Origin of the sequence: Stagnihabitans lacustris (assembly GCF_025950525.1) — a bacterium.
Classification (GTDB): domain Bacteria; phylum Pseudomonadota; class Alphaproteobacteria; order Rhodobacterales; family Rhodobacteraceae; genus Stagnihabitans.
The window spans coordinates 295243-309595 of the sequence record NZ_JAPDGS010000004.1 but is presented as its reverse complement, the minus strand read 5'-3'; the positions used below and the strand labels follow the sequence as shown (position 1 = coordinate 309595).

Here is a 14353-nt window from a genome sequence, read left to right as displayed (position 1 = left end):
CCGCCCTCCGCCTCAGATCAGCGCGACCCAAGCCCGGGCCAGCGCCAGGCCATGTTCATCCGCAGCCCGTCCAACCGCCGCGGCCTCAGCCTCGATCTGCCCGGACCAGCCGGGCGACATGGCGTCGCAGGCCTCGGGAAAACGCCGCAGCCAATCGCGGGCCACGGCGCATGAGGCCTCGAAGTGGAACTGGGTGCCATAGCCCGCCCGCCCAAAGCGAAAGGCCTGGATCGCGGCGCCCTGTGACCGCGCCAGATGCAGGGCACCCGGCGGCAGCGAAAACGTGTCAGAGTGCCACTGAAAGATCGGGAAGACCTCGGGCGCGGCCTTAAGCACCGGATCGGGGGCCAGCACCGGATCGGATGCCAGCCGCTCCACCTGCACCCAACCGAATTCCGGCGCAACCCCAAGCCGGTTTTCCGCCCCAAGCCCGCGGGCAAAAAGCTGCGCCCCCAGGCAGATCCCCAGCACCGCGGTGCCCTGCGCCGCGGTCTCGGCCATCAACCCGGCCAAAGGCGCCAGATGCGGATGGGTCGCATCATCCAGCGCCGATTGTTCGCCACCAAAGACCACCAGCGCATCAAACGACCCGGGCCGGGGCAGGCCGCCATCCCTGAAGGGCTTATACAGGTCGATCACCGCCGCCGCCTCGTGCAACGCCACGCCCAATTGGCCGTGATGGGTGACTTCGGTGTTCTCGACGATGGCGATGCGCATGGGACCTCTCTTTGCGCCCTTTGCATCATCTTGCAGCGCTTTGGGCAAGGCAGAACAGGGGCGCTGCGCCTCCCCGCAGCCCGGATCGCCACAGGGCAGGCCGTCAGGCGCCCTTGCGTCTTTCATACTTGCCCACATACGCACCTCCCGCCCCCCCCCCTTTCATACTGACCCAAATATTCCCGCCGGAGGCTCTTCCCTTGCCCCGCGCGCGAACCGTTTCGCCCTTGCCCTTTCCCCCCAATCCTGCAATGGGAAATCGCCAACCGATCATGCCGATGGAGAGACCCATGGAGATTCGCGAGGCTTTGACCTTCGATGACGTCCTGCTTGTTCCCGCAGCCAGCAATGTGTTGCCCTCGGACGCGGACACGTCCACTTTCGTGACCAAGTCCATCCGGATGCAGATCCCGCTTTTGTCCAGCGCCATGGATACGGTGACAGAAGGCCGCATGGCGATTGCCATGGCGCAGGCCGGCGGCATCGGGGTGATCCACCGCAACCTGGACATCGAGGCCCAGGCCCGCGAGGTTCGCCGCGTCAAGCGTTTTGAATCCGGCGTTGTCTATGCGCCCATAACCTTGCGCCCCGAACAGACCATGGCCGACGCCAAGGAACTGATGGAGCGCTATAACATCACCGGCTTTCCGGTCGTGGACGAGGCGGGCCGGGTTCTTGGCATCGTGACCAACCGCGACATGCGCTTTGCCTCCGATGACAAGACCCCGGTTTCCGCCATGATGACGCGCGACAACCTGGCCGTCCTGCGTGAGCCCATCGACCGCGCCGCAGCCATCGGCTTGATGAAACAGCGCCGGATCGAAAAGCTTCTTGTCACCGATGGGGCGGGGCATCTGACGGGTCTTCTGACCCTGAAGGACACCGAGAAATCCGTGCTGAACCCCCATGCCTGCAAGGACGAGATGGGGCGCCTGCGCGTCGCTGCGGCCTCGACCGTCGGGGATGCGGGGTTCGAACGCTCGATGGCTTTGATCGAGGCGGGCGTGGATATGGTCGTGATCGACACGGCGCATGGGCACTCCGAAGGGGTGGCCCGCGCGGTCGAACGCATCAAGGCGCTGTCCAATGCCGTGCAGGTCGTGGCGGGCAATGTGGCGACGGGTGAGGCCACCCGCGCGCTGATCGGCGCCGGGGCCGATGCGGTCAAGGTGGGGATCGGTCCGGGGTCCATCTGCACGACGCGGATCGTGGCGGGGGTCGGTGTGCCTCAGTTGACGGCGATCATGGATTCGGCCCGGGCTGCTGGCGATGTGCCGGTGATCGCGGATGGCGGCATCAAGTTCAGCGGCGATTTCGCCAAGGCGATTGCGGCGGGGGCCTCTTGCGCCATGGTCGGTTCGGCCATTGCAGGCACGGACGAGAGCCCGGGCGAGGTGATCTTGTGGAACGGGCGGTCCTACAAGGCTTATCGTGGCATGGGGTCCTTGGGGGCGATGGCGCGCGGCTCGGCTGATCGGTATTTCCAAAAGGACGCGGCTTCGGACAAGCTGGTGCCCGAGGGGATCGAGGGTCAGGTGGCCTACAAGGGCACCGTGGCGACCGTCCTGCATCAGATGGTGGGGGGCCTGCGCGCGGCCATGGGCTATACCGGCAACCGCACCGTGGCCGACATGCGCGCCAATTGCCAGTTCGTCCGCATCACCGGGGCGGGGCTGAAGGAAAGCCATGTCCATGACGTGCAGATCACCCGCGAAAGCCCGAATTACCGCGTGGGCTAAGGCTTGTCGTGGATGCGGCCCCGGGGGAAACCTCGGGGCCGTTTTGCTTCGGGCCGCTTGCCGGGGCCAGGGTTTTGACCTTTACTGAGGCCGGGAGGCCCGCATGACATCACGACGCATGGCCTTGATCACCGGCGCCGGGGCCTCTGGCGGCATCGGCATGGCCTGCGCGCGGGCGCTGGGGGCGGTGGGGCACCGCTTGGTGATCGCGGGCGCTTCGGGGCGCATCCATGCGCGGGCGGCAGAGCTGTTGGCCGAGGGGTTCGAGGTCACGGCCCATCAAGGCGACCTGACCGAGCCCGATGTGGTGGCCCGGCTTGCGGCGCTTGGGCCGGTCGATATCCTTGTGAACAACGCCGGCATGGGCAGTCAGGCCGAGCCCGGCGGGCTGACGCCCTTTGCCCGCGACGACATGACCCGCTGGCGGCGCGAGATGGATTTGTCGCTGACCACGGCGGTTCTGGTGACGCGGGCGCTTTTGCCCGGGATGCTGGCGCGGGGCTTTGGCCGGGTGGTGATGATGGCCTCGGTGACGGGGCCGGTCGTGTCGATTGCCGGGTCCTCGGCCTATTCGGCGGCCAAGGCGGCGATGGTGGGTCTGACCCATGCGCTTGCGCTGGAGGTGGCCAGAAAGGGCGTGACGGTCAATGCCGTGGCGCCGGGCTGGATCGGGACCGAGGCCACCCAAGCCGGTGAGTTCGCTGCGGCCAAGCGGTCTCCGATGGGGCGGGCAGGGCGGCCCGAGGAAGTGGCGGCCTGCGTGGGCTTTCTGGCATCCGAGGCGGCGTCCTATGTCAATGGCGCGGTGCTGGTGGTCGATGGCGGCAATTCGCTGCAGGAGAAGAAGGGCTAGTCTGACGCGCTTGGGGGGGCCGGGCTTTGGCGGGCCGGGCCCTGCCGACTGCACCGCCGCGCCCGATGATCGGCGTCGCCCTGCCGACTGCACCGCCGCGCCCGATGATCGGCGTCGCCCTGCCGACTGCACCGCCGGCACCCCATGGCGCACCCTGTCCAAGCCCGGTCCTTGGTGTTAGACGGCGCCATCCCATGACCCGAGGCCCCCATGACCCCTGCCGCCCGCATCTCTGCCGCCATCGAGATCCTTGACCGCATCCTGTCCGGCGAGGCGCCCGAACCCGCGCTGACCAATTGGGGCCGCGGCCATCGCTTTGCGGGCTCTGGCGACCGTCATGCGATCCGCGACCATGTCTTTGACGCCCTGCGGCGGCGGTCCTCCTGGGCGGCTTTGGGGGGCGCCATGACCGGGCGGGGCCTGATGCTGGGCTGGGCACGTGAGGCGGGTGTGGTCGAGGCGATCTTTACCGACGCGCCCCATGCGCCGGGCCCGGATCAGACCCCGCCGCGTCAGGCCACCCAGGCCGAGGCGCTGGACCTGCCCGACTGGTTGATGCCCGAACTGCAGGCCTCGTTGGGGGTGGAATTTGACGCCGTGGCGCAAGCGATGCAAAGCCGCGCCCCGGTCTTTTTGCGCGTCAACCTGGCGCGGGCCACGCGGGATGCGGCCGCACTTTCGCTGCAAGAGGAAGGCATCCTGACCCTCCCGCGCGAGGTGCCGACCGCGCTGGAGGTCACGCAGGGCGCGCGCAAGATCCAGGCGGCCCAGGCCTATGGGCAAGGCCTGGTGGAACTGCAAGACCTGTCCAGTCAGGCGGTGATTGCGGCCTTGGGTCCGGTCAAAGGCCTGAAAGTGCTGGATCTTTGCGCGGGAGGCGGTGGCAAAGCGCTCGCCTTGGCAGCGCTTGGCGCGCAAGTGACCGCCCATGACGCCAACCCGCGCCGCATGTCGGACCTGGGGCCGCGCGCCACCCGCGCGGGCGCCCGGATTGCCACGACCGACACGCCCGAGGCCCTCGCGCCCTTTGACCTGATCCTGACCGATGTGCCCTGTTCGGGCTCTGGCAGCTGGCGGCGCGATCCGATGGGGAAATGGGCGCTGACGCCCGAACGCCTGGCCGCGACGCTGGAGGTGCAGCGCGCGATCCTGGACCGGGCGGTGGCGATGCTGGCGCCGGGCGGGGTGCTGGCCTATGCGACCTGCTCGATCCTGAGTTGCGAGAACGGCGCGCAGGTGGCTGCGGCCTGCGACCTGCTGGGGCTGCGCCTGCTGGATCAGCATCAATTCCTGCCGCTTTCGGGGGGGGATGGCTTCTTCGTGGCCCGAATGAATAGGCTTTGAGGCAACTGCCAGTTGTATTTGTGCAAGAATTTTGCAAGCATTGGCCCTGTTGGCATCGGTTGTTAATCGGTGATTAACCCTTCTGGCCCCCGATGAGCCTTTAGGGTTCCCCGAGAGAATCGGGTGGGAATCGGGTGGCCGGGGGCTTGGGTTCAGTGGGTGACAGGACGGATTTCAAAAAGGGCGTGCCGCTTATGGCGGTGGCCGCGGCCTTGGCGGCCGGGGTGGCCGCCTGGATGGCGCCGTCACAGACAATGCGGCTGGGCGGCGCGCTGGTCGCACTGAGCTTGGTGTTTCTTGCGGTGGGTCTGCAACTGCGCGGGCTTATGGCCGGTCGGTCCACACGCGCGCGGGTGCGGCAACTGACGGAACTGGTCGGGCAGGACGCGACGCCCTGTTTCATGACCGACCGCCTGGGCGAGATCCGCTATCAGAATACCGCCGCCGAAACGCGGTTCCAGTCCAGGATGGGGGCCACTTTGGTGGCCGCCATGTCTGAACAGTTCGCCTCGCCCTCGTCGGTGCTGTTTCGCTTGCAGAACAGGGCCTTGCATGGCGGTTCGGGGCGCGAGGACGTGGTGACGCGGCGCGGTCACATCCGGCTCTCGGTGGCCAAGATGGGCGATGACCGCTTCATGTGGCGGCTGGAAGAGTTTCAGGATCGCGGCGGTGGGCGCGGAGGGGCGGATGCGCTGTCCCTGCCGATGCTGACCTCGAACAAGGCCGGCGTGATCCTTTATTCAAACGAGGCGATGCGGCGGTTGGTCGGCGGACGGCCCAAACGTCTGGACCGGATTTTCAACACGCCGATCCTTCACTCCGGCGAAGAGGTCGAGGTTCAGGGCGTCGATGGCCCGACCCGCGCCATCCTGGCCGAGCTTGAGGGCCCCGGAGAGCGGCGCGAAATCTATCTTCTGCCGGTGCCCGAGGGGACGCCCTTGCCCTCGGCGATGGCCGATTTCGAACATGTGCCGGTGCCCTTGGCCAAATTCGCCGCCAACGGCGCGCTGATCGTGGCCAATGCGGCGGCCCGCGCGATCTTGAACCTGACCGGCGAGCCGGGGATCATGGCCCATGACCTGCTAGAGGGCTTGGGGCGTCCGGTCTCGGATTGGCTGGATGACATCGTCTCAGAACGGGCGCCTGCGCGGTCGGAAATGCTGCGGGCGCGGCTGGTCGATGGCGAGGTGTTTTTGCAGGTCATGCTGCGGCGCATCGTCGAACATGGCCGGCCCGAGGTTCTGGCCGTGCTGCAGGACGCCACCGCCTTCAAGACGCTGGAGGCGCAGTTCGTCCAAAGCCAGAAGATGCAGGCCATCGGTCAGCTTGCGGGCGGGATTGCGCATGATTTCAACAACTTGCTGACCGCGATTTCGGGGCATTGCGACCTTTTGCTGATGCGCCACGAACGCGAGGACCCTGATTACGGCGACCTGGTGCAGATCCATCAGAACGCCAATCGCGCGGCATCGCTGGTCAGTCAGCTTCTGGCCTATAGCCGCAAGCAGACCCTGAAGCCCGAACGTCTGGATCTTGAGGATGTGCTTTCGGACCTGGCGCATCTTTTGAACCGGCTGGTGGGCGAAAGGGTGCGGCTGCAGCTGAACCATGGTCAGAAGCTGGGGGCGATCCGGGCCGACAAGCGCCAGCTGGAGCAGGTTCTCATGAACCTGGTCGTCAATGCCCGCGATGCCATGCCGCAAGGCGGGGTGATCCGGGTCGATACCGAGGCGATTTCGCTGCACGAACCCATGACGCGCGACCGCGCCACGGTGCCTGCGGGCGAGTATGCGGTGATCACGGTGCAGGATTCCGGCTGCGGCATCCCCGAGGATCGGTTGCAGAAGATTTTCGAACCCTTCTATACGACCAAAAAAGTGGGCGAGGGCACGGGGCTTGGCCTGTCGACGGCTTATGGCATCGTCAAACAGTCGGGCGGCTTTATCTTTGTGGACAGCGATGTGGGCCGGGGCTCGACCTTCTCGCTGTATTTCCCGATCCATTCGGGGCCGGCCGAATTGGTCGAGGAAAAGAAGAAAGTCGTGCTGAAACAAGGCGAAGGCGTGGTTCTTCTGGTCGAGGACGAGGCGCCGGTGCGCGCCTTTGCCAGCCGCGCCCTGCGGATGCGCGGCTATACCGTGCTGGAGGCGGAAAACGCCGAAGAGGCGCTGAAGACGCTGGAGGACCCTTCGCTGAACGTCGATATCTTTGTGACCGATGTGGTCATGCCGGGGATGGACGGGCCAAGCTGGGTGCGCCAGGCCTTGGAAGAGCGGCCAAATGTGAAGGTGATCTTTGTGTCCGGCTATGCCGAAGATGCGCTGTCCGAAACCCAGGCGCGCATTCCGAATTCGGTCTTTTTGCCCAAACCTTTCTCGTTGGGCGATCTGACGGCGACGGTGCAGGGCCAGTTGCAGTTGCAATAGACCCTTGGCGATGACTGATACGAAAAGGCCCCCGACGATGGTCGGGGGCCTTTTGCAGCAAGGGTCGTGGTGACAAAAGCCTTAGCGGCGGCGACGCAGCATCCCCAGCGCGCCAAAACCGGCGAGCAGCAGCGGCAGGCTGGCCGGAACCGGCACGGCCGGAACGTTCAGCGTGATATTGTCGACGGCAAAGCTTTCGTCCGTCAGCCCCTGGGCACCCGGAAGGGAGAAGAAAATCACCAGGTCAGTCCCGGCCACATGGCTCAGCGTGCCAAGGTTGACATGGAAAGAGCGGTCATTCCAGAAGCTGAAACCGATGTTCGCCGCGCCGAAGGTTTCGGTGATCTTGCCGGCATCCGCCGCCGAGATCTGGTCGATGCCCGAAGCATTGGCGAAAACCGGGCTCAGCACCTCGGTCCCATTGACCGACACATGCAGCTGGTCAGGGCCAGGGCTGCCACCGATCCCGTCCCAGGAGTCGATGATCGCCAGGTCAAAGGCAATCGACACCGCGCTTGCGGCGAAATTCACGAACGTCAGCTGCAGCGCGTTGGAGCTGCGCAGAAAGGTCGCGCCAAACCCGCGGGCCGAATAGCCCTCGGTGGGCGTAGACAGGCCGCCGACGATCACGGGCGTCGCCCCGCCTTCGAAATCGACGGTGGCAGCCTGGGCCGAGACGGCGAGTCCCAAGCTCAGGGCTGCAGCAGAAATCAATTTTATCATTTCACTCTCCATGAAAACGCTTGTCCCTTGTCAGTGCGCTGGTATTCACCATGCGTCAACCAGGATTCCGCTTTGCAAACATGATGTTTTCGCAACAACGCCCATGAAAAAGGCGGTGCACCGCAGCGCACCGCCAAGACGCGGGACAGGATCGAGGAGGAAGCCTGCCGCCGCCTCTTTTCTCAGGCCCGGGTGATATAATCCTGCATCGCCCCAAAGGCGCCCTTGGTCCAGACCGCGTTCAGCGCGTCGCCAAAGGCCGCGACAAAGGCCTTGTTTTGCGCCAGGTCGCCATAGATCGACTCCAGCGCAATCCAGGCGGCGGGGTCAGACTTCGCCGCCTGCGCCGCTTTTTGCAGCATGTCCCAGTTCGGATCATTGGCCTCGATCACCGCGCCGGCCTCGTCGACGCCAAAGCAATAGCGGCACCACAGCGCGGATTCCAGGATCAGACCCAGGGGCATGACCCCGCGCGCAAGGTTGTCGCGGATCGACAGGACGATGAACTTCGGCTGGCGGTTGGACCCGTCAAGGCAGAGGCGGCGTTCGGTATCGGCGACCTCGGGGTTGGAAAAGCGCTGGATGATCAGGGACTTGTAGTCCTCCAAAGCAACGCCCGGCACCGGAGGCACGATCGGAAGGATCTCGCGGGTTTCGACCGCATCAAGGAAACCGCGGATCGTCGGATCGGCCATCGCCTCGTGGACGTAATGGATGCCGCGCAGGCCGCCGGGATAGGCGATGATCGCATGGCCGCCGTTCAGGATGCGGATCTTCATCGTCTCGAATTCATGGACGTGATCGGTGAAGGTCACGCCGACCTTTTCAAACGCCGGACGGCCAAGGGGGAAGTGATCCTCCAGCACCCATTGCCGGAAGGGCTCGCACGTGACCGGGACCGGATCATCGCCCAGGCCAAAGTCCGCCGCCATGGCGCGCTCGCGCTCACCGGTCGCGGGGGTGATGCGGTCGACCATGCCGTTGGGGAAGGCCACGTTTTTCTCGATCCAAGCGGCGAAATCGGGGTCCGACACCTGCGCGAGCCCGCAGACGGTCGCCCGCGTTACATGGCCATTGCCGGGCAGGTTGTCGCAGGACATGACGGTAAAGGGCGCCACGCCAGCCTCTCGCCGCGCCCGCAGCGCCGCGATGATCGCACCAAAGGCCGTCATATGCGGACGCGGCGCATCTGCGACGATGTCAGGCGCCGAGGCATCGAAACGGCCGGCGGAGTCCATGAAATAGCCGCCCTCGGTCACGGTCAGCGACACGATGCGGATTTCGGGCTGCGTCATCGCCGTGATCAGCGCGGCATTGTCGGGCTGCACCGGCAGAAAGTCGATCATCGACCCCACACGCCGCGCGCGCCGGCCCGAGGGGTCCAGCTCGATCACCGTGGACAGGCAATCCTGGCCCAGCATCGCATCGCGCATCCGCGCATCGGGGGCCCGGACGCCCGCGCCGATGATGGCCCAATCGTGACCCTCACCCAAGGCGAAAAGGTCGTCCAGATAGACCGCCATATGGGCGCGGTGAAAGTTGCCAAGCCCGATATGGACGATGCCGGGCGTCAGGGCTTTGCGGTCATAGGCGGGGGTCGCGTAGGTCATCAGCTCATCCAGTTCCCGCCGTCGACGTTGAACGTCTGGGCGACGATGTAATCGGCCTCGTCAGAGGCAAGGAAGACGGCCATCCCGGTCAGATCCTCGGGGCGGCCCATGCGGCCATAGGGCACGGCCAGACCCACTTGACGCTTTTTCTCGCCAAGGGGAAGGTTTTCGTATTTCGCGAACAGCGCATCGACCTGGTCCCACATGGGCGTGTCGACGACACCGGGGGCGATGGCGTTGACCTTGATCCCGTGCTTGATCAGGTCCATCCCCGCCGATTGCGTCAGGGAAATCACCGCGGCCTTGCTGGCGCAATAGACGCCCACAAGCGCCTCGCCGCGCCGCCCGGCCTGAGAGGCCATGTTGATGATCCGCCCGCCGCGGCCCTGCGCGATCATCTGCCGCGCCACGGCTTGCAGGGGGAAAAGCGTGCCGGCGACGTTGATATCCATCAGCTTTTGGTAACTGGCGCGGGTGATGTCGACAATCGGCGCCAGGTCAAAGCTTGCGGCGTTGTTCAGCAGAATGTCGATGCCGCCCGCGACATCGACGACCCGCGCGACGGCGGCGTCAATGGAGGCCTGCGAGGTCACATCCAGATGCACCGCATAGCCGCCGATCTCTGCCGCGGTCGCCTCAGCCGCGGCTTTGTCGATGTCGGCCACCGCCACCCTTGCGCCCTCGGCCACATAGGCGGCGGCAAAGGCCCGCCCGATGCCGCGGGCGGCCCCGGTGATCAGCGCGGATTTGCCCTTCAGCCTCATAGCGCCAGCCCGTTTGACCCGAAGCGATGGGTCTTGCCGGGCAGGGGCGCCAGCCGCACCGTGTCGCCATGGGACAGCCGCACCTCGCCGCCCGCCCGCACCGTCAGGGTGCCGGCGTTCACCGTTTGCACCTTCAGGAACGTATCCGACCCCAGATGTTCGGAAAGCAGCACTTTGCCCTCCCAACCGCCCTCGGACACGATGCCCATATGTTCGGGCCGCACGCCGATGGCATGGGCGCCCTGTTCGGCGGCCAAGGGCCCCTCGATCAGGTTCATCTTGGGCGAGCCGATGAAGCCCGCGACAAAGGTATTGGCCGGGGTGTTATACAATTCCAGCGGAGAGCCCACCTGTTCGATATGGCCCGCGTTCAGCACCACGATCTTGTCGGCCATGGTCATCGCCTCGACCTGATCATGGGTCACATAGATCATCGTGGTCTTCAGCGACTGGTGCAGTTCGGTGATTTCCTGACGCATGGTGACGCGAAGCGCGGCATCCAGGTTCGACAGCGGCTCGTCGAACAAAAAGGCCGAGGGTTCGCGCACAATCGCCCGACCGATGGCCACCCGCTGCCGCTGACCGCCCGAAAGCTGGCCCGGGCGACGCTCCAGGTAGTTGGTCAGGTTCAAGACCTTGGCCGCCGCCGTCACCTTGGCGTCCTGATCCGCCTGCGACAGGCCCGCCATCTTCAGCGGAAAGGCGATGTTCTTGCGCACCGTCATATGGGGATACAAGGCATAGCTCTGAAACACCATCGCCAGCCCGCGTTCCGAGGGCGCCGCCGCCGTCACGTCGCGCCCGTCGATGGCCATGGTCCCGGCGGTCACATCCTCCAGCCCCGCGATCAGGCGCAGAAGGGTGGATTTGCCGCAGCCCGAAGGCCCGACAAAGACCACGAATTCGCCGTCCTCGATGGTCAGGTCGATGCCCGGAATGACATCGACTTCGCCAAAGCTCTTGCGGACAGATTTCAGAACGATTTTACCCATTTTGTCCTCACTTCACCGCGCCAAAGGTCAGGCCGCGGACGAGTTGCTTTTGGCTGAACCAGCCGAGTATCAGGATCGGCGCAATGGCCATGGTCGAGGCCGCCGAGAGTTTCGCGTAAAACAGGCCCTGAGGCGCCGAAAAGCTGGCGATAAAGGCCGAAAGCGGTGCCGCCTTGGTCGTGGTCAGCGTGATGGTCCAAAAGGCCTCGTTCCAGGCCAGGATCACGTTCAACAGCACGGTCGAGGCGATGCCGGGCACGGCCATGGGCGCCAGCACATAGACGACCTCGTTCCACAGGCCCGCGCCATCCATGCGCGCGGCCTCCAGGATTTCGCCCGGGATTTCCTTGAAATAGGTGTAAAGCATCCAGACGATGATCGGCAGGTTCATCAGCATCAGCGCGATGACCAGGCCGATCTTGCTATCATAGATGCCAAGCCATTGGAACAGCAGGTAAATCGGGATCATGACGGCTACGGCGGGCATCATCTTGGTCGACAGCATCCACATCAGCAGGTCTTTGGTCTTTTTGCCCGGCACAAAGGCCATCGACCAGGCGGCGGGGATGGCGATGACCAGACCCAACAGGGTCGAGCCGACCGAGATCACCACCGAGTTCCAGAAGAACCGCGGATAGTCCGACCGCGACCAGACCTCGGCGTAGTTCTCCAGCGTCCAGCTTGCTCCTAGGAACTCGGGCGGCGAGGCCACGGCGGAGGCCTCGGTCTTGAACGAGGTCAGGATCATCCACAGCACCGGGAAGAAGATGATCAGGGCGACCGACCAGGCGGCCAATGTGGTCAGGGCCTTGCGGCGGGGTGTCGTTGCACGTGCCATGGGGGCTCCTTACGCGTCCAGGTTCTTGCCGATGCCGCGCATCAGGAAGTAGGCGACGATATTGGCCAGGATCACCGCGATGATGCCACCGGCGGCGGCGCGTCCGATGTCCTTGGCGACGATGGCTTGTTTGAAGATCATGTAGGGCAGGGTGTTGGACGCCGACCCGGGCCCGCCCTGGGTCGTGGTAAAGATCTCGCCGAAAATGCCCAGCAGGAAGATGGTCTGGATCAGCACGACGACCGTGATGGCGCGGGTCATATGCGGCAAGATGATATAGCGGAACCGGTTCAGCCCGCTGGCCCCGTCCATTTCCGCGGCCTCCAGCTGTTCGGACGACAGCGATTGCAGCGCGGTCAGCAGGATCAGCGTGGCAAAGGGCAGCCATTCCCAGGACACGATCCCGATGACCGAAGCCATGGGATAGCTTTCCAGAAACAGGATCGGTTGCCCACCCAAGCCCCGCGCCACGGCGGCGAAAAGGCCGTTCTGCGGATGCATGAACAGGTTCTCCCAGATCGAGGCGGCGACCGGGGGCATGACGAAGAAGGGCGCGATCACCAGGATGCGCAAGGGGCCCTGGCCATAGACCGGCTGGTCGATCAGCAGCGCGATCAGCGTGCCCAGAACCACCGTGATCACCAGAACGCCGCCGACCAAAAGCAGGGTATTGCCCATGGCCAGCCAGAAATCGGGGGCCTTGAAGAACCAGGTGTAATTGGTCAGGCCCGTCCAGCCCGCGCGTTCGGGCGACAAAAGCCGGTAAAAGCGGAACGAGAAATACAGCGTCATCGCCAGGGGCACGATCATCCAGATGAACAGGACGAAGACCGAGGGCGCGACCATCAGGCGCGCGGCGAACCGGGTGGATTGCGTCGACATGGGCGGCTCCGGGGTTCTGGCAGGTGGGCTTCGACCGCAGCGGGTCGGGCCTTTGGGGGCGATAAGGGGTCCTGCGGACGCGGACGTCCGCAGGCTTGGGAGGCGAGGGGGGAACCGGAGGGAGTCCGCCCCCCCTCGTTCGGTCTTACTTGATGTAGCCTGCAGCGGTCATTTCGTCGGTGACGACGGTTTGCGCCGCAGCCAGGGCCTCATCCGAGGTTTGCTGGCCCGCCAGAGCGGCCGAGAAGATCTCGCCCACCGAGGTGCCCAGACCCTGAAACTCGGGGATGGCGACGAACTGGACGCCGACATAAGGCACCGGCTTGACGGTCGGAGCGTTCGGGTCAGCCGCGTTGATCGAGTCGATGGTCATCTTGGCGAAGGGGACCTTGGCGTATTCTTCGTTCGAATACAGCGAGGTGCGCGTGCCCGGAGGAACGTTGGCCCAGCCTTCTTTCGACGCGACAAGCGCCAGATAGTCCTTGTTGGTCGCCCAGTTGATGAAGGTCTTGGCCGCATCCTGCTTGGTCGACGACGCCGGGATGGCCAGCGACCAGGCCCAGAGCCAGTTGCCGCGCTTGCCCAGACCATTGTCCGGCGCCAGAGCGAAACCGACCTTGTCGGCGACGGTCGAATCCTTGCCGGTCACGAAGGACGCCGCAACGGTCGCGTCGATCCACATGCCGCACTTGCCCTGTTGGAACAGGGTCAGGTTCTCGTTGAAGCCGTTGTTGCTGGCGCCAGCGGGACCGTATTGCGTCATCAGGTTCAGATAGAAGTCCAGCGTCGCCTTCCACTCGGGCTGATCGAACTGGGGCTTCCAGGTCTCATCGAACCAGCGCGCGCCGAAAGAGTTCGACATGGCGGTCAGGAAGGCCATGTTTTCGCCCCAGCCGGCCTTGCCGCGCAGGCAGATGCCGTTGATTTCGGCGTCGCGGTTGGTCATGGCCGCGGCGGCCTTTTCGATATCGGCCCAGGTCGGCGCGTCGGGCATGGTCAGGCCCGCGGCCTCCATCAGGTCCTTGCGATACATGACCATGGAGGATTCGCCATAGAAGGGCGAGGCCATCAGCTTGCCGTCGACGGTCAGGCCGCCGCGGATTGCGGGCAGCAGGTCGTTGACGTCATAGTCTGCGGGCAGGTCGTCCAGCGAGGCCAGCCAGCCCTGCTTGCCCCAGATCGGAACCTCATAGGTGCCGATGGTCAGCACGTCATATTGGCCGCCGCCGGTGGCGATATCGGTGGTCACGTTCTGGCGCAGGACGTTTTCTTCCAGCGTCACCCAGTTGACTTTGATGTCGGGGTGCTTGGCATAGAAGTCGTCCATCAGCCCCTGCATCCGCACCATGTCGCCGTTGTTCACGGTCGCCACGGTGATCTCGGTTTCGGCCATGGCCACCCCGGTCAGGGCAAGCAAGGCCGTCGCGCCCAATAGGGCACGCAAAGTCATGTTCATAGCAGTCCT

General features: G+C 65.0%; 12 protein-coding genes. 4 read left to right on the top strand and 8 right to left on the bottom strand.

The window, feature by feature from the left end:
* Positions 1–12 precede the first annotated feature (12 nt).
* Positions 13–717, bottom strand: a complete 705-nt coding sequence (locus NX862_RS12485) for a type 1 glutamine amidotransferase (RefSeq protein ID WP_264494233.1) — start codon at positions 715–717, stop codon at positions 13–15.
* 290 nt (positions 718–1007) lie between these two features.
* On the opposite strand from NX862_RS12485, the gene guaB reads away from it, so the two are divergent.
* From guaB to NX862_RS12465, 4 genes are all read left to right on the top strand, one after another.
* A complete protein-coding gene (gene guaB / locus NX862_RS12480) occupies positions 1008–2456 on the top strand; it encodes an IMP dehydrogenase (protein ID WP_264494232.1) in 1449 nt (482 codons plus the stop codon).
* A gap of 103 nt (positions 2457–2559) precedes the next feature.
* On the top strand, positions 2560–3309 hold the full coding sequence (locus NX862_RS12475; protein WP_264494231.1) for an SDR family NAD(P)-dependent oxidoreductase: 750 nt from the start codon (positions 2560–2562) through the stop codon (positions 3307–3309).
* Positions 3310–3519: 210 nt separating this feature from the next.
* Complete coding sequence (locus NX862_RS12470; protein ID WP_264494230.1) at positions 3520–4653, top strand: RsmB/NOP family class I SAM-dependent RNA methyltransferase; 1134 nt, start codon at positions 3520–3522, stop codon at positions 4651–4653.
* A 194-nt stretch (positions 4654–4847) separates the two neighbouring features.
* Complete coding sequence (locus NX862_RS12465) at positions 4848–7079, top strand: hybrid sensor histidine kinase/response regulator (protein ID WP_264494322.1); 2232 nt, start codon at positions 4848–4850, stop codon at positions 7077–7079.
* Positions 7080–7160: 81 nt separating this feature from the next.
* Here NX862_RS12465 and NX862_RS12460 read toward each other — a convergent pair whose 3' ends face one another.
* The 7 genes from NX862_RS12460 to NX862_RS12430 form a co-directional block, all read right to left on the bottom strand.
* Positions 7161–7802 (bottom strand): VPLPA-CTERM sorting domain-containing protein, encoded by a 642-nt coding sequence (locus NX862_RS12460; RefSeq protein ID WP_264494229.1) that lies wholly within the window; start codon positions 7800–7802, stop codon positions 7161–7163.
* 182 nt (positions 7803–7984) lie between these two features.
* The gene (locus NX862_RS12455; protein WP_264494228.1) at positions 7985–9412 is read right to left on the bottom strand and encodes a mannitol dehydrogenase family protein; all 1428 of its coding nucleotides are present in this window, start codon (positions 9410–9412) and stop codon (positions 7985–7987) included.
* Positions 9412–10176: an L-iditol 2-dehydrogenase gene (locus NX862_RS12450; protein ID WP_264494227.1), complete on the bottom strand. Its 765-nt coding sequence runs from the start codon at positions 10174–10176 to the stop codon at positions 9412–9414. Before NX862_RS12450 ends, NX862_RS12455 begins: the two co-directional genes overlap by 1 nt.
* Complete coding sequence (locus NX862_RS12445; RefSeq protein WP_264494226.1) at positions 10173–11168, bottom strand: ABC transporter ATP-binding protein; 996 nt, start codon at positions 11166–11168, stop codon at positions 10173–10175. The genes NX862_RS12450 and NX862_RS12445 overlap by 4 nt, the downstream gene beginning before the upstream one ends.
* Positions 11169–11175: 7 nt before the next feature.
* On the bottom strand, positions 11176–12006 hold the full coding sequence (locus NX862_RS12440; RefSeq protein ID WP_264494225.1) for a carbohydrate ABC transporter permease: 831 nt from the start codon (positions 12004–12006) through the stop codon (positions 11176–11178).
* 9 nt (positions 12007–12015) lie between these two features.
* Positions 12016–12888, bottom strand: coding sequence for a carbohydrate ABC transporter permease (locus tag NX862_RS12435; RefSeq protein WP_264494224.1), 873 nt, complete (start codon positions 12886–12888; stop codon positions 12016–12018).
* A 145-nt stretch (positions 12889–13033) separates the two neighbouring features.
* Positions 13034–14344, bottom strand: coding sequence for an ABC transporter substrate-binding protein (locus NX862_RS12430; RefSeq protein WP_264494223.1), 1311 nt, complete (start codon positions 14342–14344; stop codon positions 13034–13036).
* Positions 14345–14353: the final 9 nt, after the last annotated feature.

Coding starts and splice junctions, on each gene's coding strand:
- guaB (WP_264494232.1), top strand. CDS start 1,008: ATGGAGATTCGCGAGGCTTTGACCTTCGATGACGTCCTGCTTGTTCCC.
- NX862_RS12470 (WP_264494230.1), top strand. CDS start 3,520: ATGACCCCTGCCGCCCGCATCTCTGCCGCCATCGAGATCCTTGACCGC.
- NX862_RS12450 (WP_264494227.1), bottom strand. CDS start 10,176: ATGAGGCTGAAGGGCAAATCCGCGCTGATCACCGGGGCCGCCCGCGGC.
- NX862_RS12435 (WP_264494224.1), bottom strand. CDS start 12,888: ATGTCGACGCAATCCACCCGGTTCGCCGCGCGCCTGATGGTCGCGCCC.
- NX862_RS12475 (WP_264494231.1), top strand. CDS start 2,560: ATGACATCACGACGCATGGCCTTGATCACCGGCGCCGGGGCCTCTGGC.
- NX862_RS12440 (WP_264494225.1), bottom strand. CDS start 12,006: ATGGCACGTGCAACGACACCCCGCCGCAAGGCCCTGACCACATTGGCC.
- NX862_RS12465 (WP_264494322.1), top strand. CDS start 4,848: ATGGCGGTGGCCGCGGCCTTGGCGGCCGGGGTGGCCGCCTGGATGGCG.
- NX862_RS12455 (WP_264494228.1), bottom strand. CDS start 9,412: ATGACCTACGCGACCCCCGCCTATGACCGCAAAGCCCTGACGCCCGGC.
- NX862_RS12460 (WP_264494229.1), bottom strand. CDS start 7,802: ATGATAAAATTGATTTCTGCTGCAGCCCTGAGCTTGGGACTCGCCGTC.
- NX862_RS12430 (WP_264494223.1), bottom strand. CDS start 14,344: ATGAACATGACTTTGCGTGCCCTATTGGGCGCGACGGCCTTGCTTGCC.
- NX862_RS12445 (WP_264494226.1), bottom strand. CDS start 11,168: ATGGGTAAAATCGTTCTGAAATCTGTCCGCAAGAGCTTTGGCGAAGTC.
- NX862_RS12485 (WP_264494233.1), bottom strand. CDS start 717: ATGCGCATCGCCATCGTCGAGAACACCGAAGTCACCCATCACGGCCAA.